The 23,753-nt window shown below is 41.6% G+C and carries 22 protein-coding genes and 1 tRNA gene; 5 read left to right on the forward strand and 18 right to left on the reverse strand.

The genetic code is table 11. The features are described from left to right. Positions 1 to 17: 17 nt before the first annotated feature. The 3 genes from CRO16_RS06360 to CRO16_RS06370 form a co-directional block, all read right to left on the reverse strand. On the reverse strand, positions 18 to 3,278 hold the full coding sequence (locus CRO16_RS06360) for a S41 family peptidase (protein WP_097055460.1): 3,261 nt from the start codon (positions 3,276 to 3,278) through the stop codon (positions 18 to 20). Positions 3,279 to 3,391: 113 nt separating this feature from the next. After that, complete coding sequence (locus CRO16_RS06365) at positions 3,392 to 4,027, reverse strand: polysaccharide deacetylase family protein (RefSeq protein WP_097055461.1); 636 nt, start codon at positions 4,025 to 4,027, stop codon at positions 3,392 to 3,394. Between the two features lie 12 nt (positions 4,028 to 4,039). Continuing rightward, entirely contained in the window at positions 4,040 to 7,303 is a 3,264-nt protein-coding gene (locus CRO16_RS06370; RefSeq protein ID WP_097055809.1) for a glycosyltransferase family 117 protein, read from the reverse strand. A 276-nt stretch (positions 7,304 to 7,579) separates the two neighbouring features. Between CRO16_RS06370 and CRO16_RS06375 the strand changes: the two genes are divergently transcribed. Beyond that, a tRNA-Gln gene (locus CRO16_RS06375) sits at positions 7,580 to 7,652 on the forward strand. Between the two features lie 168 nt (positions 7,653 to 7,820). On the opposite strand, the gene CRO16_RS06380 is transcribed toward CRO16_RS06375, so the two are convergent. Next, positions 7,821 to 8,165 carry a hypothetical protein gene (locus tag CRO16_RS06380; RefSeq protein WP_143544444.1) on the reverse strand — a complete coding sequence of 115 codons (345 nt, stop codon included), beginning with the start codon at positions 8,163 to 8,165 and terminating at the stop codon, positions 7,821 to 7,823. A gap of 259 nt (positions 8,166 to 8,424) precedes the next feature. On the opposite strand from CRO16_RS06380, the gene CRO16_RS06385 reads away from it, so the two are divergent. The 4 genes from CRO16_RS06385 to hemN all read left to right on the forward strand — a co-directional run bounded on the left by CRO16_RS06385 (position 8,425) and on the right by hemN (position 13,437). After that, positions 8,425 to 9,894, forward strand: a complete 1,470-nt coding sequence (locus CRO16_RS06385) for an AsmA family protein (RefSeq protein WP_097055463.1) — start codon at positions 8,425 to 8,427, stop codon at positions 9,892 to 9,894. A gap of 57 nt (positions 9,895 to 9,951) precedes the next feature. Further along, positions 9,952 to 11,211: a putative DNA modification/repair radical SAM protein gene (locus CRO16_RS06390; RefSeq protein ID WP_097055464.1), complete on the forward strand. Its 1,260-nt coding sequence runs from the start codon at positions 9,952 to 9,954 to the stop codon at positions 11,209 to 11,211. Position 11,212: 1 nt separating this feature from the next. Then, positions 11,213 to 11,995, forward strand: coding sequence for a TIGR03915 family putative DNA repair protein (locus CRO16_RS06395; protein ID WP_097055465.1), 783 nt, complete (start codon positions 11,213 to 11,215; stop codon positions 11,993 to 11,995). Positions 11,996 to 12,075: 80 nt separating this feature from the next. After that, entirely contained in the window at positions 12,076 to 13,437 is a 1,362-nt protein-coding gene (gene hemN / locus CRO16_RS06400) for an oxygen-independent coproporphyrinogen III oxidase (protein WP_097055466.1), read from the forward strand. Between the two features lie 286 nt (positions 13,438 to 13,723). Here hemN and CRO16_RS06405 read toward each other — a convergent pair whose 3' ends face one another. The 14 genes from CRO16_RS06405 to CRO16_RS06470 all read right to left on the reverse strand — a co-directional run bounded on the left by CRO16_RS06405 (position 13,724) and on the right by CRO16_RS06470 (position 23,751). Beyond that, complete coding sequence (locus CRO16_RS06405; protein WP_097055810.1) at positions 13,724 to 14,113, reverse strand: group III truncated hemoglobin; 390 nt, start codon at positions 14,111 to 14,113, stop codon at positions 13,724 to 13,726. Between the two features lie 14 nt (positions 14,114 to 14,127). Then, on the reverse strand, positions 14,128 to 14,418 hold the full coding sequence (locus CRO16_RS06410) for a hypothetical protein (RefSeq protein WP_097055811.1): 291 nt from the start codon (positions 14,416 to 14,418) through the stop codon (positions 14,128 to 14,130). A 119-nt stretch (positions 14,419 to 14,537) separates the two neighbouring features. Further along, the gene (locus tag CRO16_RS06415; protein WP_097055467.1) at positions 14,538 to 15,134 is read right to left on the reverse strand and encodes a Crp/Fnr family transcriptional regulator; all 597 of its coding nucleotides are present in this window, start codon (positions 15,132 to 15,134) and stop codon (positions 14,538 to 14,540) included. A gap of 3 nt (positions 15,135 to 15,137) precedes the next feature. Then, positions 15,138 to 15,437, reverse strand: a complete 300-nt coding sequence (trxA, locus tag CRO16_RS06420; RefSeq protein ID WP_097055468.1) for a thioredoxin — start codon at positions 15,435 to 15,437, stop codon at positions 15,138 to 15,140. Between the two features lie 65 nt (positions 15,438 to 15,502). After that, positions 15,503 to 16,777: an acetyl-CoA hydrolase/transferase family protein gene (locus CRO16_RS06425; RefSeq protein WP_097055469.1), complete on the reverse strand. Its 1,275-nt coding sequence runs from the start codon at positions 16,775 to 16,777 to the stop codon at positions 15,503 to 15,505. Positions 16,778 to 16,782: 5 nt separating this feature from the next. Continuing rightward, positions 16,783 to 17,355, reverse strand: a complete 573-nt coding sequence (locus tag CRO16_RS06430; protein ID WP_179670494.1) for a YceI family protein — start codon at positions 17,353 to 17,355, stop codon at positions 16,783 to 16,785. Positions 17,356 to 17,431: 76 nt separating this feature from the next. Next, positions 17,432 to 18,715, reverse strand: a complete 1,284-nt coding sequence (locus CRO16_RS06435; protein ID WP_245858884.1) for a hypothetical protein — start codon at positions 18,713 to 18,715, stop codon at positions 17,432 to 17,434. A 94-nt stretch (positions 18,716 to 18,809) separates the two neighbouring features. Beyond that, entirely contained in the window at positions 18,810 to 19,400 is a 591-nt protein-coding gene (locus CRO16_RS06440) for a YceI family protein (RefSeq protein WP_097055472.1), read from the reverse strand. Positions 19,401 to 19,769: 369 nt separating this feature from the next. Then, a complete protein-coding gene (locus tag CRO16_RS06445) occupies positions 19,770 to 20,471 on the reverse strand; it encodes a sulfite exporter TauE/SafE family protein (protein WP_097055473.1) in 702 nt (233 codons plus the stop codon). After that, on the reverse strand, positions 20,472 to 20,918 hold the full coding sequence (locus CRO16_RS06450; protein WP_097055474.1) for a FixH family protein: 447 nt from the start codon (positions 20,916 to 20,918) through the stop codon (positions 20,472 to 20,474). Between the two features lie 4 nt (positions 20,919 to 20,922). Continuing rightward, positions 20,923 to 21,219, reverse strand: a complete 297-nt coding sequence (locus CRO16_RS06455) for a cupin domain-containing protein (protein ID WP_097055475.1) — start codon at positions 21,217 to 21,219, stop codon at positions 20,923 to 20,925. Between the two features lie 33 nt (positions 21,220 to 21,252). After that, positions 21,253 to 22,629: a cytochrome c oxidase accessory protein CcoG gene (gene ccoG, locus CRO16_RS06460; RefSeq protein WP_097055812.1), complete on the reverse strand. Its 1,377-nt coding sequence runs from the start codon at positions 22,627 to 22,629 to the stop codon at positions 21,253 to 21,255. Between the two features lie 64 nt (positions 22,630 to 22,693). After that, complete coding sequence (locus CRO16_RS06465; RefSeq protein ID WP_097055476.1) at positions 22,694 to 23,569, reverse strand: cbb3-type cytochrome c oxidase N-terminal domain-containing protein; 876 nt, start codon at positions 23,567 to 23,569, stop codon at positions 22,694 to 22,696. Next, positions 23,566 to 23,751, reverse strand: coding sequence for a CcoQ/FixQ family Cbb3-type cytochrome c oxidase assembly chaperone (locus CRO16_RS06470; protein ID WP_097055477.1), 186 nt, complete (start codon positions 23,749 to 23,751; stop codon positions 23,566 to 23,568). Before CRO16_RS06470 ends, CRO16_RS06465 begins: the two co-directional genes overlap by 4 nt. Positions 23,752 to 23,753 lie beyond the last annotated feature (2 nt).

Raw genomic sequence — 23,753 nt, forward strand, 5'->3', positions numbered from 1 at the left:
CGTGAGCCCCTTTTCGTTTAATTTTTGGCTTTAATCGGGTATGGCGGACGCTCTAACTGTTTAGGCGGATTTTCCTTTAGCTGTTGCATTACCACTTCAATTGCTTTTTGAAGTTGAGGATCCTTTCCATTAATTACTTCTTTAGGATATTGCTCTACTTCAATATCGGGAGCAACTCCTTCATTTTCCACTTTAAATCCTTCTTCAGTATAGAATGCCACATTAGGAGCCGTTACAATACCCCCATCAATGAATTCGGGATAACCTAAGACGCCTACAAGTCCGCCCCATGTCCTTTTTCCAATAATAGTCCCCATATCAAATTTTCTAAACATCCAGGGCAGGTAATCTCCTCCGGAACCCGCGGTTTCATTAATAAGCATCACCTTGGGCCCCTGGATCGAAGCACTTGGGGATTTGAGATCTTCCCCATATCTGAAGTTCCAGTTGGCCTGGTGGGGTCTCTTTAACAGGTCAATATAATAATCTGCGAGTTGTCCGCCACCATTGAATCTCTCATCAATTATAACGGCCTCTTTATTGGCCTGGGGAAAAAAATATCGCTTGAAATATTCGTGGCCCTGGTCGGCAGTGTTGGGTACATAAATATAGGCCACTCTACCGTTGGTAGCTTCATTCACCTTTTTAATATTTCCTTCTACCCAATCCCTGTTTCTAAGCGCCCATTCTGAATCAATTGGAGTGACCTTTTCTGTTCTGGAATTTTCCATAGAAGGTGATGAGCTAACGGTAATGTTCACCAGTTTACCGGCTGTATTTTCAAAAAAGCGGAAAAGATTGTCCTTTGCTGTTATTTCTTCGCCGTTTACTGCAAGAATATAATCTCCTTGCTTAATGTTTACCCCCGGCTCAGTAAGAGGCGATCGCATATCGGGATTCCAGTTGAGACCTCCATAGATCTTTTTAATTCTGTATCTTCCATTCTCCACAACATAGTCAGCACCCAATAATCCGCCTTTGATATTATCAGGTTTTTCAAAATCATCTCCCCTGCTGGAGAAGCGGTGGTGACCTACTCCCAATTCACTGAACATCCATTCCATGACCTGGTAAAGATCATCACGCGTGGTAAGATGAGGCAGGAACTGGCTGTACTTTTCTTTCATAGCTACCCAGTCCACCCCGTGCATTCCCGGGTCATAGAAATAATCCCTGTTCACTCTCCAGGCTTCATTGAAGATATTCTGCCATTCGTCTTGTGGAACTATCTTTACCTGAACTTCTCCTAAGGCCAGAGCCGGCTTATCAGGTTTTTGACCTAAAGTGGCAATTCCGAATTTATTGTCTAGTTGGTATAGCAGCTTTTCACCATTGGCAGAGATTTCATAGCCGGATGCAGGCATAATTAGTGTATCCTTCTTTTCCATCAGGTCATATTTTCTTAGGTTCCCGGGGCTATCCTCATGATAGGGAAATCTCAGGTAGTACAATTGACCTTCGGCAGGGGACTCCAAACTGGTGTAGGCTCCCGCAGGCACGGGAATATCTACCATACGGAATTCCAGGTTCTCAAAATCTATTTTTAAAGGTTTGATCTCCGGCTTCTTATTTTCTTCTTTATCTTTTTTCTTCTTCTCTTCTTCCTTTTCCTGTTGCTGAATGACCTCCACGTCATTTTCCTTAAAGAACGGAGAAACCACGTCTTTCTGAAGCGTGACCAGATACATGGAACTGCTCAATTCCATATCCTGATTGGATTGATCGAACCAGTTCACTACCGGTCCTGCATCTGTAGAAGCAAGCATGTATAAATATTTCCCGCTTGGATCGAATTCGGGACTGGTCACATTGGAATATCCATCTGATATGGCCCACGACTTCTTTTCTGAAAGTGAATAGACAAAAGCTTGTTCAAATTGAGTGTTTGTTATTATAGTATAGGTAATCCAGTTGGAGTCGTGCGCCCAGTCCCCAAAAAGATCCCGGAATACGCCGGGGGTATAAAGAACATCAGATGCTATTTTTTCTACCCGGTCTTTGTCACGGTCATATACGTAGAGACTGCGACTGTTATCTACAAATGCTATCTTCCTGCTGTCTGGTGACCAATGTGGATACGCATAAAATCCTGCTCCATCGGGCTTTACTTTTTTTAAGATCTTGTTCTCGCTTTGGTCGTAGAGGTGTAAAGCGTATTCTCCCGACTCATCAGAGAAGTAAGCAATGGTCTTACCATCCGGCGACCAGGCGGGAAACTTTTCATGAACTCCTGTGGTATTGGTAAGATTCATTGGATCACCCTTTTCAGCCGGAACTGTTATAATATCTCCCCTGTAGTCCATAACCACTCTTGCAGCCGAGGGAGAAACAGAGGCACTGCGAACATATTCCTCGCCACTCACAAACCGGGGCCGCAATTCCAGCAGGTCTGTAGCAATTCCAATTTTGATCTTTTGTGTCTGCCCGTTCTGCGGATTCAGTCGGTGAAGGTAACCTGCCTGCTCAAAAATGATCTCATCATCTCCTGCTGAAAGATCTATGACAGGAAAGTCTGTAAAATTTGTATGTTTTGAAACGGTGCCTTGTGCAGGATCATAGCTGTAGATGTTGAATTCCCCGTCTCGATCACTTCTAAAATATAGTCTTCCCTGTAGCCATTGAGGCTTTGTGTCATTACTTCCTCCCTCGGGTTTTGGTACTTCTGTTACCTCAAATGTTTGCGGGTCATAGATCCAGATCCTGGTAGTGGTCCCGCCGCGATAATGCTTCCACTGTTCAAAACGGTCCCCCAAAGGAGTATAGGCAATTTTGCTGCCGTCGCTATTATAGCTGGCCCAATAGGCATTAGGGATCTTCAAAGGTGTTACATTGCCATTTTCTATATTCACCTCAAATAAGCTGCTGTAGCGGTTGGTGAAAACATCCCGTTGAGAGGCGAAGAGTACCTTTGAACCATCTGGTGTAAAATCACGTACCGCATCGGGATAAGGATGCCAGGTTAATCTTTTTGGAACCCCACCTTCTGAAGGAACTACATAAACATCAATATTACCATCATATTCCGCACTAAAGGCAATAGTCTTTCCATCGGGAGAAAAAATGGGGCTTCGTTCTACTCCTTCATCTACCGTTAACCGTTTTGGATTTGAACCATCCCTGTTTGCCACCCACAGATCCTCTGCATAAATGAAAGCAATCTTGTTCCCGCTAATGGCGGGTTGGGAAAGGAGGCGAGTATCCTGAGTGTTAATCTGTGCATTTACAACTATTGACAGGAAAAGGAAGAAATAGAACGTAAATTTGTAATACCGTTTCATAGGTGCAGGATTTTTAATGGATGAATAGATGCACCTGAAGATAGGAAATTCTGTAGGAAAAGAGTTGGGGGAAATAGCTTTTTTAACAGCCTGTGCTGGAGCATGAGCTTTGTTTACAGCGATTTAAAGCTGTAGCCCAGGACGGAGAAGTGTTCAAGAACTCTGGGTAAAACTTTAGTGAGATTCTTCTGTGCTTTAAAGCTGTCGTGGAAAACAATTACACTGCCGGGCCTGGCGTGATCAATTACATTCTGAAAACATTTTTCGGGCGTTATTCCCTTGTAATCCATACTCAGTATACTCCACATGATTATTCTGAAATCTCTTTTTTGAAGCTCCCTTACCTGTTTGCTTTTGATCCTTCCATAAGGGGGTCGAAAAAGGGCATTTTTGGCAGGTTCTTTACCCGGAATATTCTTTTCTATAATCTGCCGGGCCTTAAGAGTATTAAGTACATATTCCGGAGTTGAGGTTTTCCAGCCGTTGAGGTGGTTGAAGGTGTGATTTCCAACTTTATGACCTTCAGCAATGATCTTTTTAAAGATTTCCGGGTGTTTTTGTACATTCTCTCCAATACAAAAGAAGGTAGCTTTTGCATTAAAAGATTTTAGCTGGTCCAGTACCCATGGTGTGACTTCCGGAATTGGGCCGTCGTCAAAAGTTAGATAAATAGCCTTTTCATCAGCAGGCCCTTCCCAGATCCTATTTTTAAAGATCCATTTCACGAATCCGGGAACGGTCGCTATCATATTTACTTAAACTTAGAGAGAATCCCTAATTTCCTGTGGCAACAGTTCCAGGTCTGACTGCGGGAGCTCTTCCGGTTCTTCTGAGCTTCCGTAGAAATGTTTAAAGAGCATGAGGTACTGGTTAAACTCATCTGCTTCTTCCCGGGCGATCTCTTCAGAATCATTAAGGATTAAAAGATCTACAAGACTGCGGTAACGCTCAATATCTGTCACTATTTCATTACCACGATTGAACTGCCTGTCAAGATCCAGAGAGCTGTAGTAGGTAAGATTTTCCTGGTATTTTCTTGCCACCTCTTGCCAGATCTCCCTGGCTTTTTCTTTTTGCCCAACTTCATAATAGCCCTGGATGAAGGGTTCGAGTAAGGTGTAATATTCAAAATGCTCCACCGGCATCTTCTCCATAGCGAGGTCGAGAATATCTTCGGCTTTTGCCATTTTACCTTCATTTATGAGAACTTCCGTTAATCGGGCAAGATTACTGCGATAGGTGATGGCGTTTTTGCGGGTCTCAGGGTCGTAATAAATATCCGGATCTCCTGAATTTCCCCAGTACCATTTCATCACGATGTCATACATTTTATCTGCGTCGATCCTTCCCATATCAAAAGGATTTTGCGGATTGACGGGAGTTTCTATGGGCACCAGTTTATAGGCAACCCCGTCCAGCTGCAGGTAATCTTTCATCCACAGGTAATCGTCATCTCCAAAACTGCCGCCTGTAAAATATATGGGACGTTTCCAGTCATTATTGGCAATGATGTCAAGCATGAGCAGCCTGTTCTTGTATAGTATATCCCCGGAAAGTTCTATGTCGATATGATCTACGATCTCATCTGCATTTTGAGGTTTTACTATATCATATTTCAGAACGTTTTCTTTATTTACCGGAATCCTTATGTTCTTGGTAGGAAAGGTGCTCACAGTTTGACCACTCATGAGTTCTGCAGTAGTTCGCGGGTCATCGCTCGCGATCCAGCTCATCCAGGTCTTAATGTTCATGGTATCCTGGGTAACGGGTTGATACCATATGGCGTCATTGGTGCCGTAGCTGTATTGCTCATGCACCAGTTGCCCGGGAATAGGATCGCTCTCCCATGCTTTTCTCTTCATTTGATCTATATACCAATCGGTGGCAAACAGACTTGTGTTGACTACCCTAACATCTGTCCTGTAGCCTTCTATTTGCTGCGCATACCACAGAGCAAACGTATCGTTGTCCCCAATAGTGAAAATAATTGCATTTTCATCAAGACTGTCCAGGTACATTTTGGCCATGGCAAGGGCGGTATATCTATCAGCCCGATTGTGGTCATCCCAGTTTTCTGAAGCTAAAACTGTAGGAACTGCCAGTAATGATGCGACTACAGCAACCGGAACGGCAATTTTTGGTTTTAGATAATCCTTTAGTATATCAAACAGTGCATATACTCCAAAGCCTATCCATATGGCGAAGACATAAAAGGAGCCAACCAACGCATAATCTCTTTCCCGTGGTTCAAAAGGCCTTTCATTGAGATAAATTTTAAGGGCTATTCCTGTAAAGAGGAAAAATACCAGTAAAACCCAAAAATTCTTTTTATCTCTTGAGAACTGGAAGACCAATCCTAAAAGTCCCAGGATTAGCGGGAGGAAAAAATAGGTATTTCGTGCGCGGTTGTTTTTAGCGTCAGAAGGTAACTGGTCCTGATTTCCAAGCCGGGCTTCATCTATAAAATCAATGCCGCTAAGCCAGTTCCCGTTCTGGTCTGTATATTTTCCCTGAATATCATCCTGTCTCCCTACAAAATTCCACATGAAGTATCTCCAGTACATGTAACCAAACTGGTATTCGAACAAGTAGCCAATATTAGAGCCAAATGAGGGTTTGTCTACATTGATGTATTCCCTAAACTGTTTTAAAAAGGCATCATATTGCTGGTTATCAATATTTCCCTGATTGTAATTTCTTTTGAACTCATTCACCGCAGCGATTAGCTGCTCTTCTTGTTGATATTCCGGTTTTATGGTAAAATCCAGAGGTCCGGTGAAATCAAGATAATTCGCAGCATGTTCTGTACTCCACATACGTGGGAGGATTGCCTTATGGTCATCATTTGTATTTTGTTTGGCATTCTTATAATCATTGACGATCACGTATTTTCCTGCTGCTTCGTCTTTTTCATATTTTGGCTTATCATCAACATATGGATTGTTTTCATCCAGTCCGCTATAGAGCTCTGTAAATTGAGGTCCGTAGAAAAGATGCGTTTCGGGATACTGTTCCCTGTTGTAATAGGCTAACAATTCCCGGGCGTTGTTGGGATTGTTTTCGTTGATCACGGTATTTGCATTCGCCCTTATGGGGAGCATCACCCAGGAGGAAAAACCAATGAAGATAAACAGGATGCATAGCAGCAAAGTATTCAGCTGGTAATATTGTTTCCTGCGGGTATATTTGATTCCGAAGTAGAAGGCAGCGATAAGGGCAAGGCCGGTAAAAATGGTTCCCGAGTTGAAGGGAAGTCCCAGGGTGTTAACGAAGAAAACTTCCGTAGCCGAAAATAATTCAAGGGAATAGGGGAGCAGCAGCTTGAAAATAAACATCAAAACAGCGACTACAACCAAGGTAGCTACAATAAAATTTTTGACAGTAACCTTAGAAAAGTTCTTAAAGAAGTAGAGAAAGCCAATAGCGGGAATAGTGAGCAGGGCCATAAAATGGACACCAAAGGAAAGACCGATAATAAAGGAGATAAGGATCACCCACCGGTTACCCCGAGGTTCAAACATGTCTCTTTCCCATAGCAGGCCAAGGTAAAAAAGGATAGCCATTAGAAAAGTAGCCATGGCGTAAACTTCGGCTTCTCCCGCATTAAACCAAAAGCTATCGGTAAAAGTGAAAGCAAGGGATCCTACTGCAGCACTTCCAAGGACTGCCATCTTTTTAGCTCCGGAAATTTCAGAAACAGGCCCGGCAATCTTTAGCAGAAGCAATACCAGGGACCAGAACATAAATAAAATCGTAAAAGCACTGGCAAAAACCGACATGAGGTTTACCATATAGGCGATCTGCGAGGCTTCACTGGCAAAGACCGAAAAGAATGCGCCCATCATTTGGTAAAGAGGTGCTCCCGGAGGGTGGCCTACTTCAAGTTTGGAGGAAGTGGCAATATATTCCCCCGCATCCCAAAAACTTACTGTGGGTTCAACTGTTAACCAAAAAGTGATAAGGGCTATAAGAAAAACAAACCAGCCCAGAATTCTATTCCACCTGGTAAAGTTGAGATCGGTCATAAGGGTCATTTTGAGAACTGTGGCGAATTTAAGAATAAATAGGAAATTGTAAGGAAAACGAAATTTAAATCGGGTTATTTTGCATTATGGGTCTTCTTAGGGTAGATTGATAACGAAGGATAAGTAAAAATCCTTGCAGCTTCCTACAATCTCCTTCCGGGGAAAAAGGGTTTAAAAAATGACCTTTTTAAAGCGGAAGGAAAAATTTTAATTAAATCCTGAAAAATATTTGTACAAGAGAAACTTTGTTTTAAATTTGCATCCGCATTACAGCAATGGCCCATGGTGTAACTGGCAACACGTCTGGTTTTGGTCCAGAAGAGTCTAGGTTCGAGCCCTAGTGGGCCAACTGAAATGAAAAACCCCGAACGAGAGTTCGGGGTTTTGTTTTTTACAAAATACACAAGGGCCACCAAATTGTGATATCAGTTCGGGTTTTTGTTTCTGAAAAGGAGACAAAAAAAGCTCCGGAAAGCCAGAGCTGTATATATTTTAACCTGGATGACAACAATTAACCCTAAGCAACCTGCGAAAGTGCTCCGGGGACGTGGTTATAATAACTTAAAGCGCTTTGATAAAAATTGAGGCTGCGTTTATCGCTCTTCACACAGGAAGACAGGAACCTGTCAAGATCCTGGCATTCAAAATTTACAGTAGTATACTCATAATCTGAAACCGGTATTTCTGCTTTAACCGTATGATTTGTGTAGTCAATTTCTACCTTACGGGCAGCAAAATACATTTTAATGATACCTTTATGTAAAGAGCTGTATTTGCTTATATCCTGGTCAGAACTAGCACAACTACTATGAATGAAGTTTTTAAATTCTTCTATAATTTGGGAGGGTTGAAATGTGGTCATTAGGTTGATTTTAGGGGATTATTTTTATTTTCCTACAGGCCTAAATTAAGATATGAGGTGTTAAAAATGTTTTAACAAGATGTTGATTAGTAAAGAATTAACAACTGGGACCCGGCGGTGTGAAAAATTTAGGAGCTTTTAGAAAAAATCCGGACAGATTGTATCATTCGAATTAACAAATAGAGTTTGTTTTTAGCTGTTTAAGAGATAATTTTGAAGGGACTATTTTTTTAATTCTTACCTTAAAACAAAATTTCCTTTGAAGAAAAAGAAAGTGCTCCTTACTATTTTAGCTATTATAGCGGGGGTAGTACTCCTTATTTCCCTGTTGAATTTTTACGCAAAACAGAGAGTGGAAGATCAGCTTTCAAAGCTCGAAGCACCTGTTGAATACACCAGCCTGGGAGTAAATGTAATTACCAATAATTTTAGTCTTTCTGACTTAAAAACCCGGCAGGCAACTTTTGCACTTTCCGCTCGAAAAATGAATTTCCGCGGGCTGTCTTATTATAAATTTCTTTTTAAAGATCAATTGGTCATTGATGAAATTGAGATGGAAGAACCCAGCATAAGGTATTTTTCCAAGGATAGTGTTTCTAAAGACACCTCTCAAAAACGAAATTTTACGGTAAAATCCTTTTTGCTGAAGAACGGGGATTTTAGCCGAAGCAATTCTGATACTTCGGAAGTTACTTTTTTTGTCAGTTTTCCGGAAATTGAGGTGAAAGGCGTGGAAAATTTCAGGACTCCGGATTTTAAGAGCTATCGTGCAGATATTGATTCGGTTTACCTTAAAATGAATGCACAACATTACATCCAAATTGGAAATATTGAAGCTAAAAATGGAAGGGTACAGCTTCTGGACTTTGGGATTTTGCCTTTTTATTCAAAAGAGGTGTTCGATCAAAAGATTGAGATCGAAAAGGACAGGATCTCCCTGGAAGTGGATTCAATTTTTATGGAGAATTTTGCCGTTGAAAAGCTTCGGGATACTTTGCTTCTTTCAGATTCTAAAATGACAGTTTCACATGCTATTCTTGAGATCTACAGGAATAAACTGGTGAAGGATGATGTGCGACGAAAACCCCTTTATAATGAGCTTCTGCGGAAAGCCCCGGTTAAACTGAATTTTAAGCAGGTATTGGTGGAGAATAGTGAGATAATTTATGAAGAGCAGGTGCAGGAGAGCAGGCAACCTGCAATTATTCGGTTTACTGATGTTTCAGCAGAAATAAATAATTTGAACAACCTTAGTTCTATAGAAATTCCGCAGCCAAAGATCACGGCAAGAGCTAATTTTATGAGGGGAACGCCAGTGAACCTTAGCTGGACCTTTCCTGTTTTTGACATGGACAACAGCTTTAGTATTTCCGGAAGCTTTGGCAGCCTGGAGGGAGAGGCGCTGGATCCATTTTTAGTACCCGCCCTGGATTTACAGGCACGGGGAGAGATCAATGACATTCACTTCAATTTTTCCGGAAATGAAAACATACTCTCCGGCGACTTTAAAATGAATTATGATGATCTTAAAGTAGAATTGCTCAAAAAGGAAGGCAAAGAAAAAAAAGGATTTTTTAGTGCCATAGCTAACCTGTTCGTTGAGAATAAAGGAGAAGCACGTGCTGAGGAGAAGCAAATAGAAGTTGAGCGTAATAAAGAAAGATCATTTTGGAATTTTGTATGGCTGGGTCTGCGACAAGGCTTTCTGAATACGGTAAGTCAACTTTAACCTTGGAAAAATTCCATTGAATAGGAAAAATTCCTATTTTTGCTGAAATTCAGCAAAATGGATTATGAAAGGATAAAGGAGAAATTAAGTATCCTTGCCGATGCCGCCAAATATGATGTTTCCTGTTCTTCCAGCGGAAGCAAAAGAAAGAACACCAGCAATGGGTTGGGAGATTCTTCGGGAATGGGTATTTGCCATTCGTATACCGAGGACGGGCGCTGTGTTTCACTGCTTAAGATCCTGCTCACCAATCACTGTATCTTCGACTGTGCCTACTGCGTTACGCGCAAGAGCAATGATATCAAAAGGGCTGCTTTTAAAGTACAGGAGGTGGTAGATCTCACCATTAATTTCTACCGGCGAAATTATATTGAAGGACTCTTTCTAAGCTCCGGGATCTTTAAAGATGCCGATTACACTATGGAACGATTAATTCAGGTGGCAAAAAAGCTACGACTGGAGGAAAATTTCAATGGCTACATTCATCTTAAATCCATTCCCGGGGCAAGTGACGAACTCATGCGGGAGGCGGGATTATATGCCGACAGGTTAAGCGTGAACATCGAAATCCCCACCAAATCGGGATTGAAGCTTTTGGCACCCGACAAGAAGCATGAAGATTTTATTAAACCTATGGAAAAGGTGAAAAATGAGATCATTCAATATAAGCAGGAAAGCAAGCTCATTAAAAGCACTCCCAAATACGCACCTGCAGGGCAGAGCACCCAGATGATCGTGGGTGCCTCTGGTGAGAGTGACCGAGATATCATGTATTCGGCAACCTTTTTCTACAAGAAATACAACATGAAGCGGGTTTACTACTCGGGATATGTGCCGGTGACCAATGATTCAAGACTGCCGGCCATGGGCAGCCAGGTGCCGCTGCTAAGAGAGAACAGGTTGTATCAAACAGACTGGCTGTTGCGGTTCTATGATTTTGATGTCCGTGAATTGCTGAATGAAGATCATCTTAACCTTGACCTGGAAGTAGATCCTAAACTAAGCTGGGCGTTAAGGAACAGGCATTTATTTCCCGTAGATGTCAACAGGGTGGATAAACATTTGCTGCTAAGGGTGCCGGGAATTGGTCTTAAGTCGGTAAACAAGATCCTGCTTGCGAGGAAATTCAGGAAACTCAATTGGGAGCACTTAAAGAACATTGGGATCGCCATGAACCGGGCAAAATATTTTATCACCTGTGATTCCCGGGAGTTTGAGGTAATTGAACCTTCCAGTGAGTATCTCAAAAATGTCATTTTAAGTACCTCTTCCGGAAAATTCAGGAAAGATATCAGTTCCCAGTTAAGCCTTTTCTAATATGGAACAGCAGGTGGTTTTATCATACGACGGCAGTCTGGAAGGTTTTCTTAGCTGCGTTTTCGCCACTTATGAAGAAAAGCTGAAGGTGGCAGAAATTCTTCCGCCGGGAAAAAATATGCAGGAGCTTTTCAGTGAGGCCCGAGAGATCATTACAGATCCAGAAAAAGCAAAAAGAGTATGGAGTTCTTTGAAGAAGAAAACTTCTGCTGCCGGCCTAAGGGATGTGAAATATGCATTCTTAAGCGAGATCGATGGTATTGAAAAGCAGCTGCTGGCAATGATTAGATATATCATTGCTGAAGATGCCCCTGTAGACAGGGATTTTTCTCATCCCTCGGTGTTGAAGGTCGCACAGGCAGCAAAAAAGGTAGGGAGGGAGAAGCACAGGATGGAAGCCTTTGTGCGTTTCAGGCTTACCCGCGATGCCATTTATTTTGCTGCCATAGAACCCGATTTTAATGTGCTGCCGCTAATAAAAAATCATTTTAGGAGTAGGTATGCAGATCAAAAATGGATCATTTATGATCTGAAAAGAAATTTCGGGCTGGCTTATGACCTTCAGAATGTGAATTTCATTACCATGGATCTTGATCCTGCTATTGGTATTTCTGGTGCTCCCGAAGCCTATTTTCATACTTCAGAAATCTCTTTTCAGAAGCTGTGGAACCAGTACTTTAGCAGTACCAACATTAAAAGCAGGGCCAATGAAAAGCTCCATGTGCAGCACCTGCCAAAGCGCTACTGGAAATACCTTACCGAAAAGAACCTTCCAGAGAAATAATCTCGGATAATTTTGACCTGATTAAGGTCATATTATAGTTTGAGCTAGCCCGGTATTTTTGTATTTTAAATGAGAGAGGTATGAGCAATTTGATACAGAAATATAATGTCCCGGGGCCAAGGTATACCAGTTACCCCACTGTGCCCTACTGGAACGAAGCAGCATTTACGGTTGAAAGATATAAAGAGAGCCTGAAAAAATCCTTTTTGGAAAGCAACACTGAGGAAGGGATAAGTCTGTACATTCACCTGCCTTTTTGTGAGAGCCTTTGTACATTTTGCGGCTGTAACAAACGCATTACTAAACGGCATGAAGTTGAGTCACCATATATTGCCGCAGTGCTTGAGGAATGGGACATGTACGTGAAAATGCTGGAGAAACGTCCGGTGATCAAAGAAATACATCTTGGCGGCGGAACCCCGACTTTTTTCTCTCCTGCTAATTTGAGAATCCTGCTCGACGGACTCTTTGAAAAGGCTGACAGAGCAGAGGAAACCGATTTCAGTTTTGAAGGACATCCCAATAATACCAAACAGGAACACCTGCAGTTGCTTTATGATCTTGGATTTCGCCGGGTGAGCTATGGGGTGCAGGATTATAATTTTGAAGTGCAGCGGGCAATTCACCGCTTTCAGCCATTCGTGAATGTGAAAAATGCTACAGATGGTGCCAGGGAAATCGGATATACTTCTGTAGGTCATGATCTTATTTTTGGCCTGCCTTTTCAAACGGTTGAACATATCAAGGCTACCATTGAAAAGACCAAAGAATTAATGCCGGACAGGATCGCCTTCTATAGCTATGCACATGTGCCCTGGATCAAAGGAAACGGGCAACGCGGATTTAAAGAAGAAGATCTTCCAACGGCCGATGTAAAGCGGGAAATGTATGAGATTGGAAAGCAAATGCTTGCCGATGCCGGCTACGTGGAAATAGGCATGGACCATTTTGCATTAAAAAGCGACACCCTGTACAAATCCATGGAAAATAAAAAGCTACATCGCAATTTTATGGGCTACACCTCTTCAAAGACCAAAGTAATGATAGGTTTGGGAGTATCGGCCATAAGTGATAGCTGGACAGGATTTGCCCAGAATGTGAAGACCATTGAAGAATATTATGAGATGCTTGAAAAGGGAGAGCTGCCATTATATAGAGGACATATATTGACCGATGAAGATGAGACGGTGCGCAGACACATTCTCAATATTATGTGTAACCTGGAAACCTCCTGGAAAGACGATCGAATGAAATTTGCGGAGCTTCCGGAAGTGCTAATGAACCTGAAGGAAATGGAAGCCGATGGCCTGCTTGAGTTCGGCAAAGAAGAATTGATCGTGAATGAGAGCGGGAGGCCGTTTGTGAGAAATATTTGTATGGCATTTGATGTCCTGCTGCAAAGGAGCAAGCCGGAGACCCAGTTGTTTTCAATGACAATTTGATTCAGGATTTACGATTCAAAATTTAAAATTGGGTGGGGGAGAATTTCTCTGCCTCGAATTCACGAATATTCTTTGGGAGCTGCGGAATTTGGGCTAAAGCCCTTTCTCATGTTGATCACTGACCAAGGCCTGTAGGCCGTGGCAATTCACAAGATAGCTTGGATTAGTGAAGGTAATTTTGACTTGATTGCCCTTCTATATGGAGAAAACAGAACTTAGAAAATAATTTCTGAACACTGAGCACTGAGCACTGAGCATTAACTGAAGACTACCTACTGGTCATCACCTATTTATTTTCCCGGCTCATATACATATTCATGAACAGGTTATGGGCCATGTTTCTTGCTCTGTTCTTTGCAATGTTCGCGCGTTCGCCTTCAAAGAGTTCATCTATAGTCTGATACCACATGGTAAGCCACTCCCCAAAATGCTTTTGCTCTATACTATGGTCGAAATTCTCATCAACCTCCTTATGCGCGCGCATAGGATTACCTCTGAATTTACTGACCATAAATAGATTGGTTTCCCAGAAATCTGTCAGTTTTTCCAGATGGGAAGGCCAGTCCTTAACAGTTTCATTAAAGAAGTGACCAATCTTTTTGTTGGTTCTTACCTTCGTATAAAAAGAAGAAACCAGGAGAAAAACATCCTCCCGGTTCTGAATATCATTTTTCATTAAGGATTCTATTTTTAATATCGCATCCAAACATTGATGAGAAGCAGAATACTGCTTAGTGCAAGGCTTAAAATTAAAGCATTAAAAACGAATTTTGCTTTCATTTGAGATAAAACTGAAACCAGGTAAGCCATAGCACCCACAAGAACAATAAAAAGTTGTGCCATTTGAATGAAATCATGACCATTCATAAGGATCACCATCGCGGCCGCAGCTCCCAAACATGCTGTTAGAATAACTGCTACTGCAGAATATCCCACATAAAGTCCCTCAAAATCTTTGTAAAGTGTGTTGTAAAGTCTCATACCTGTTTTTTTATTATAATGTAAAATTAAAGGTATGAGCAGGGGCATCATATGATTTGAGTCATAAAAGCGGACATTTCTATCCATGATGAAAATCATAACCTGCTTAAAATGAGATTTTAGCGGTAAACTTTTCTCTTCTTGATCTGCAATTCGCCTTTTTTCTCGAGAGATTTAGTGGCGCGAATCACTGTTTCTACCCGAAGGCCGGTAAGATCGGCAAGTTGCTGGCGGGTGAGATCCAGACGGTAACCGTATTTCTCTTCTACTTTTCCCACATGTTGCTTGAGATAATCGATAATGCGCAGAATTCGGTGTTCGGGTTCCTGGCTGGAAATTTCGGAAACCATAATGGCTTTGTAATACAGCCGTTTGGCAAGGGTTTCGGTTATCTTAAGATGGACTTTTGGATTGGAGGAGAGCAGGTCTAAAAATTGCTCTTTTGACAGCTGAAAAACCTCGGCATCTGAGATCGCTTCAGCATTTGCCGGATATTTTACCCGGGCGAGCAGGGGAGGTTCTCCAAAACTCTGTCCTATAGAAAAAATTCCCTGGATGAACTCTTTTCCGTCCTCGTTATAATTGTTCATTTTGATCTCTCCCGAAGCTACCTGGTAAAAATTAACCGCCGATTCTCCTTCACGAAAGAGTTGGTCTCCTTTAGAATAGGCTACTCTTTTGGCTCCATGGTTGAGCAACAGGTTCTCATCTATCATGAATTACTGGTGTGATTTTACGAGTTGAACCAGTTCATGTTTTTGAAGTACTCCGGATTGCCTCCACAGCTGTTGGCCTTTCTTGAAAAGTATGAGCGTGGGAACACCACGCACCTGGTATTTTTCTGCCAAAGGTTGATTTTTATCCACATCGATCTTGACGATCTTCACCTTATCCCCAAGTTCGGCTTTTGCATCTTTTAAAATTGGAGCGAGCATTTTGCATGGGCCACACCAATCGGCAAAGAAATCTACCAAAACAGGTTTTTCATCATTGATGATTTCGCTAAAACTACTTTTCATAACTTGAAATTTTATGCAGTTTAAAGGTAGTCAAAAATGGCAGAATTGCGAAGTATTAGGAAGAGCTATCTGGTTTTGTTCATTCGGGTGTGAGCTTCTTTTTCCAGCATCTCCCGGTGATCAGGATGTGCTATGGAGATAAGTGCCTTAGCTCTTTGTTTCAGGTTCTTTCCGTAGAGATTTACCACTCCATATTCAGTAGCGATATAATGCACATGGGCACGCGTGGTGGTTACACCTGCACCTTCCCTGAGGTAAGGGACAATCTTTGAAAGCCCTTTATTTGTGACTGAAGGCATGGCTATTATGGCTTTTCCGCCTTCAGAAAGAGAAGCGCCGCGAATAAAATCCATTTGCCCCCCTACACCTGAATACTGATAATTCCCGATCGTATCTGCACAAACCTGGCCTGTGAGGTCGATCTCTATGGCGCTGTTGATGGCAGTAACTTTCGGATTTTTTCTAATGACTGCGGTGTCATTGGTGTAAGCAGCTTCTTTGAAATGCACCACAGGATTGTCATCAATAAAATCATACAACTTTTGTGACCCCAGGGCGAAGCAGGTAACGATCTTTCCGGTCTTTACTTCTTTCTCTTCCCCGGTAATAATTCCTTTTTCAATGAGTGGCAAAATTCCGTCAGAAAACATTTCGGTATGAATTCCCAGACGTTTGTGGTTCATTAGATTGTTCAATACCACATTCGGGATTCCGCCGATGCCCATTTGAAGAGTGGCGCCATCTTCAATAAGTTCGGCTACATGCTTTCCAATCTGCTTTTCGATCTCTGAAGGAGCTTCGGGATCATGAGAATGAATGGGTGTATCTACTTCAATGGCGGCAAAGATCCTGCTCATGTGGATGATTCCATCTCCGTGTGTTCGGGGTACCCGGGGATTGATTTGCGCAATGACTTTCCTGGCAGTTTGAATTGCAGGTAAAGTTATATCGACAGATACTCCAAGAGAGCAATACCCATGTTTATCTGGAGGGGAAACCTGGATAAAGGCTACATCTAGTGGTAAAATATTCTTACGGAACAATAAATGGATCTCGCTAAGAAAAATGGGAATGTAGGCTCCATATTCAGAATTTATGGTATCTCTTACATTACCCGCCGCGAAACAGCTGTTTACATAAAACGATTTGCGGTAAGGTTCATGAGTATATCGGGCAGGACCCTCTGTGTGAATTTGAAATATCTCTACCTTTTCCAGTTCAGTATACCTGTCTACCAGGGCTTCGATTAGAATTTTAGGGGTCATTGCAGCACCCTGGAAAAATACCCGGTCTCCGGACTTTACATGTGAGACCGCTTCTGCAGCCGAAACTATATCCATAGAAATTATTTTTTTACGTGGAGATCAAATTCAATTTCGATATTATCTTTTACTACGATCATTCCAAAGAGCTTTTTAGGAGGCTCCAGGTCGTAATTCTTGATGTTTACTTCAAGTTTTCCCTTAAATTCTGCGATAGTCCCGGTTTTGATCTTTACCGGTACGTTGTAGGTCCTGTGTTTGCCTGCTATGGTGATGATCACATGAGCGGAACCCAGGGTAGGAGAAGAGAGGTCAATTTTATTTACCTCCAGTCTTATTTTCGGGTACTCGTCAGATCTTAAGAGGTCATGGAAATCCCGGTTGATGCCTTTGCTGCCACAGTCGAACCCCCGGTTATTAAGGGAGAGAACGGCCCCATTAAAGTTAATTGTATTCCCTGTTTTCCTGTACTTTACAATTTGTGCTCCTTCCAGATAGGAGTTATCAAATTCGCATTGAAAAGCAGCAATGTTGGAATCTCCAATGATGGTAAGTTGACTCGATGGTAAGACAGTAGCTTTTATATTTTGAAAATCCTGTGCGTGAATCATCGCACTATGGAAAAGCACTAATAAAACAAACGCAATTTTTTTCATTTTGTCTAAAGTTAAAAAAAAATGGGGGAATTTTAGTTCCCCCATTTTCGGGCTAGTTCAAACGAATCTCTTGAGATTAGAAGCCAATTGTTGCTTCGATCATAAATCCGTTGAAGTTTCCTTCATTGTGGATGTCAGTTGTAGGGTATCCACTGTAGTCCTGGTTCACGTATTCAACTTTTGCAAGAACGTTTTTGGTTAAGAACCAGCCTGCTCCAAGTTGGAATCTGTCAACATCAAGATCATTACCGTTGATATCCTCACCACCTGCGGTGTTGTAACGTCCTCCGATGTAGAAGTCTTCATCAGCTCCAAATCTGTAAAGAAGTTCACCTGAGTATTGGTTGTAAGATCTGGTTTCAGAGTTTGCTTCATTCTTTTTTCTACCAGTTACATTTTCGATGATTCCGAAGAATTCAAGGCCTCCAAGTTTAAAGAATGGGTTGATTTGGAAGGCAGTCATGTCGTTGTTGATATCTGGAACTAACATACCTCCTCTAAATCCATCTCCACCACCGTCTACGTCGCTAAGAACAGAGTAGTAACGAGATCCTGCACGGTCACCACTGTAAAGATATACACCTCTTCCATAGTTGTGTGGAGCATGAAGTACAGATCCTGTTAATCTAAATCTGAAGTTTTCAGAAATTTGGTCGTCATATCCAATTTTAGCTAACCAAGATGGGCTGGTAGAATTTTTATCTGTAACATTTTGGTTCAATTTACCGTTAGTGAATCCAACCATTCCTAACCATGGTCCGTTGAAGTAATAAACTTCAGCACCAACTTCTGTAGTGAAAGCATCCATTACATAGTTTCCAACAAATGGGTTGTGGATAGCCTCTGCGTTGTCAGATCTTCTGAAGTGACCGTCACCATAGTTGTTTTCCATGTGACCAATTTTGATCCTTAGGTGCTCCATAAGACCTGAAGCTAATCCTTCACTGATGAAGTCAAGACCGTCGATCTGGATATACCCACCTTTTACGTAAGCTTCAGGGTGGTGTTGAGAAGAAAGGTAAGTTCTCAAGTGCATTCTTAATCCTGGTGCTAAAAGAACGTCAAGATCAAGGTTGGCAGTTGCAAGGTTAAAGTTGCTTCCAAGATCAACCAGTTCAACTGGTCCTTCAGATTCCTGGCTTAATCCCTGGAACTGGATTGTAGATGCACCACCTACTCTTACCTGCACTCCTTCAAATTCGCCTAATGTAATGTCTTTTTTTGGTTCAAAAACATTTACACCGCGTTGATCAGGATACTGGAAATTGGGAAGACTTCTGTCCAAAAGGGTTTTATTTCCTTCCTCTTCTACGACTAAGACGTCTACATCTTGTGCTTGTGCCTGAAAGCCTAAGGCCATCATTAAAGCAATACCGGAAAATTTAATTAAGTTTTTCATTTTGATAGAAATAATGGTGATAGTTGATAATTATTAAATTGTTTGATTTTAAAGATTATTTATTGAATGTTACCTGAAATTTGATATCTAAGTCATCTCCTGTAGTAATGGTTCCAAACATTGCTGTTGGAGGATCTACTTTGAATTCGGTCATTTTGATCTTCTTGTTGCCGCTAAGAACTACTTTGTCTCCGCTTACTTTAGCATCAAAAACTATTTCCACATTTTTCTTAGTTCCTGCAATAGTAAGGGCTCCGGTAGTTGTAACTTTACAGCTGCTTTTTGAGGTGCAGTCCAGGTTGTTAACTTTTTGAAGCTGATAAGTGATGGTTTTGTGCTTATCTGTGTTAAGAGCTTTGTAAGTGTTTTTGTCCATTCCTCCTTTTCCACTCTTCAAACTTTCGGCAACCACTGTAAACTTAATGTCATCGATCTGCACCAATTGCCCGTCTTCCATCTGGACCTTCATTGATCCCTGAAGATCTTTGGCAGTGATCTCCCAGTCGTGGACGTTTGAAGTTCCTTCTACTTTTAAACTGGAAGCTGCATTATTTACATTATATGTTTGTGCAAATATTGTATTGGCAGAAAATACCATTACCAGAAAGCTTCCAATTACTAACCAAAGGTTCTTTTTTGTGTTCATGATTTTTGTTTTTAATTATGATACAAAGATGGGACAGAAATCGAGGGTATAGTATGACGCGGGTCAGCTTTCGGGCAGTTTATTAGCGGTGCATAATATTTTTTTAAGTTCTCTTTCACAGTTAGGGTAAGCCTTTTAAAATAAGCATTTTAAGATTTTTCTGCTCTGGAAGCTGCCCAAAAAGATGATCCTGCTCATACTTTTTTATCCTTTTCTTAAAAAAAGTTCCAAAAGAAAACTAATGAAAGCAAGGCTTTAAGAGAACTTTGCCTAAATTTTAAACTTTAGGTGCAAAAAACTGGATAAAAATGTCCAATTTGTGAAAGTCATCCTACCTTAAAAGAAATGACGATAACAAATTTTTAAGATTTAGTGACAGGAAGCTGAAGCTGTTACCTGGGGAGTAACTTCGGCAGGTGAAAGATATGGAATGCCAAGTCCCAGGCCTCTGACTATAAAAAGAAGACCTATAATCACAACAAAAGCAGGAATGAGTTTTTGAACCTTATTCCTCATCCTGCCGCTAAGTAAACTGCTGAAATAAACTGCTGAGGTCATTAAGGGAATAGTGCCAATTCCAAACAATAACATATATAATCCACCCTGAAGCAAACCTCCCGCCGCTATAGATCCAAATACGGCCATATAGACCAGTCCGCAGGGAAGAAAGCCGTTGAGAAAGCCAATGGTAAAGAAGGTGTCGGGAGTTTTTTTCTTCAATGCTGCTCCGAGAGAAAATTTCACCTTTCCAATGAGGTGGTATATAGGTTGTGAAAAATTGAATTTTTGGAACTGTTTTGTAGGTACAAGGATCACTGTGATCATAAGGATACCGATTCCTATTGAAAGCTGTTGCTGAAGTCCGAATAGATTCAGGCTTTTTCCCAGTAAGCCAAAGGCAAGACCAATGAGGCTGTAGGAGAGTAATCTGCCAAAGTGATAGAGGAAGATCTGAAGGAATTTTTTCACCTTATTATCCCGGGATACCGGAAGCATAAAGGCAATAGGCCCACACATGCCAATACAGTGGAAACTTCCTAATATTCCTAATATTAAAGCAGAATAGAGCACTTAATAGTTGATATCTTCTTTGAAATAATAAGCTTCTTCCCCGTAGGTCCAGTCTATAATTATGTTCCAGCGGCCGCCTAACAAGTTCTTATCAGGTACGAGCAATTGATTAGAGGACAATGAAAGAGGAATCTCAAAGTCCAGTTGCTTGTTTGACGGCCGGTATAGGAACACATTTCCTTTTATTTTAGAAAACTCCAGTTCTTCGGGAAAGGTAATAACCATCCCTTCTGAAGTTTTTTCAAGTTGTATGTTTTCTGAAAGCAGGGTGGCATTCTGGGTTTTATCCAGTTGGTCCTGAAATGTTATCTCTGTCTTATAGTATTCTTCAACTACAAGATCATGGCTGTATGCTTCATCTGTGCTCATGGTGATTACAAAGAACATGATGAAACTAATAAAGCTCACGATAGCCATTACAATGGCTGTTCCCCAGGAAATTTTCATATTCTTACTTTTTAATTACCAAAAAAATGCTGTCTTCATGAGGTTGTACCGCATGATATTCTCCCACCGGAATGATATGTTCATCAAATAGTTCCAGCCGGGTTCTTTTTTCTCCTGCTATATAAGTAACAGCTCCTTTAATCACCAGGATCCTTGCCGGAATATCACTCTTATGCTCTTTCAGGATAACATCTTTATTAAGACCGATGGCCAATACATGCGACCCGGCTTCCTGCTCGAATTTCCTAACCAGGATCTTTGTCGCGGTGGGTAATTCTGAAATTATTTCCTTCACTAGCATAGCAATTTTTTTTCCCTTATTAAGAGTTTATCTTTATCTGAAACTTCTTGGTCCCATGAAATTGGTCGTAGTGGTTTCAATCAATTTATTCCCGCTGTAGATTCCGATTTCCACCGAACTTTTTTCGTCTTTCAAGACTGCCTTGGGAATTTCGATAAAGAGAGTTCCCTCGGCCAGACCTTTTTCGGGCACTGTAATATTTTCGTGAGTGACCGACTCTATTGTACCGTTGTGAGACAGTAATTTGAAATGAACATCCTCGAAGCTTCCAGTAGTCTTATTGATGAGCTTAAATGTATATACGTTGCTTATTACGTCATTAGCCCGGGTTTCATACAACTGCCCGGGGAGCCTTAGAATAGTGGCCTCCACATCAGATCTTATAAATAACATTCCGGAGAGTATTCCCACCAATACAAGCAGAATAGCTGCAAAACCTTTCATGCGAGGATTAAAAGTGAATTTCTCCTCTTTCTCTATATTCTCTTCAGAATAGAACCCGATGAGCCCTTTTGGAAGATCTACTTTTTCCATCATGGCATCACAGGCATCGATACAGGCGGTACAGTTGATACATTCCAGCTGAGTTCCATTCCTGATATCAATTCCGGTAGGGCAAACATTCACACACTGGAAGCAGTCGATACAATCTCCTTTTCCCAAAGCCGCACGATTTTCATTCTTTTTAAACTTCGACCGTCCCTGAGTTCTTTCTCCTCGTTTCCTGTCATAGGCGACGACCACAGATTTTTTATCGAGCAGTACGCTCTGCAATCTTCCGTAGGGGCAGGCAATGGTACAAACCTGTTCCCTAAACCAGGAAAAAATGAAATAAAAGACACCGGTAAAGATGAGCAGGGCTGTGAAAGTGCTAATATTCTCCAGCGGCCCTTGTGTAACATACTGCAGTAATCTTTTGCTTCCCACGAGGTAGGCTAAAAATACATTGGCAATACCAAAGGAGATAAGGAAAAACAGAAACCATTTAAAACCTTTTTTTCTGATCTTTTCATTATTCCATTCCTGCTTATCAAGGCGCATTTGGGCTCCCCGATCTCCTTCGATCCAGTATTCGATCTTCCGGAAGACCATCTCCATAAAAATGGTCTGGGGACAGATCCACCCACAAAAGATCCTTCCAAAGGCAGAGGTGAACAAGGTGATGAAAAGCACCCCGATGATCATTGCAGTTACGCCCAGATAAAAATCCTGTGGCCAGAATGGTTGTGCAAAAATGTAAAACTCCCTTCCTATTACATTGAACAGCATGAATTGATTGCCGTTAATGTGAATAAACGGGGAAAGGATAAGGAAAGCCAGCAGCACCCAGGTTAGTTGAGTACGATATCTGTAAAATCGTCCCTCAGGTTTTTTAGGATAGACCCAGGCTCTTTTGCCTTCGGCATTCATGGTGCCTATCCTGTCCCTGAAGTTGTTTGTTTCTTTATCCAAAGCTTTTAATTCTTTTTTCTGTTTATTCTTCTGCCCAAACTTCGCCTTCGGCTTCTTTGGGGTTTGCAGGAGTAGTTCCCTGAAGGCTCAAAACATAACTTGCAACCTGCTGGATTTCGGTAGGCTTTAGTGAGGATTTCCAAGCGATCATTCCTTTTCCTGCACGTCCTCCTTCACTTATAGTATGGAATACATTTTTTATTCCGCCACCAAGGATCCAGTGTTCGTCTGCCAGGTTGGGACCTATACCTCCACCACCGTCAGCGGCATGGCAAGCCATACAATTGGTTTGATAAATAGCAGCTCCTTTTTCTATGTCTCCTGTTTCAGTAAGCAGCACTACAGACTCTGCATCAACTAGATCTGGAGCATTCTTTTTGTATTCCTCCACTGCAAGTTTTGCCGCCAGCATTTCAGTTTCATATTCTGCCACCTGGTTCTCTCCGTCAAAAATGTGATAGTAAGCCATATATCCTGCTGCGAAAATTATAGAGGCGTAGAAGGAATAGAGCCACCAAGGGGGTAATTTGTTATCCAGTTCTTTTATTCCGTCGTAGTTGTGATCGAGCACCAGGTCTCTTTCTTCAGAAATCGGACGGGTTCCCATAGCTTTTCTGTAAAGCTCCTTCAGGTCATATTTCTTCATACGCTCCTGTTGGGCTGCCATGTATTTCTCTTTAGCTTCGGGAGAAAGTGCCTGAAACATGATATTTTCAAAAGCATCAAGAATAAATTCCGCAGCGATCAAAAGCAGAAGGAAGACCAGAAGGACAACAGCCAGCAAAGGGTGTTCTACAAAAGCATAATTATCGCCAGAATCAACTAGGAATTCAAGGGCTCCTGCGATGATCAAAAAGAAAACAGGAATTCTTATCCAGGCCGGGATTGCGTGTCTCATGAGTTTTGGTCGTTATCTTGTTCTAATGGAATTTGTTCTACAGTATGTATGTAATCTTTTTTGGCAGTAAAGACCCACCAGAAAAGCGCTACAAAAAAGAGGAAGAAAATGAGCAGGGAGATGATGGGATAAACCTCGATCCCGTCAATTGTCTCCATATGTCCTTTTATAAATTTTAGCATGA

Source organism: Salinimicrobium sediminis, from assembly GCF_900215295.1.
In the GTDB taxonomy this organism is placed as follows: domain Bacteria; phylum Bacteroidota; class Bacteroidia; order Flavobacteriales; family Flavobacteriaceae; genus Salinimicrobium; species Salinimicrobium sediminis.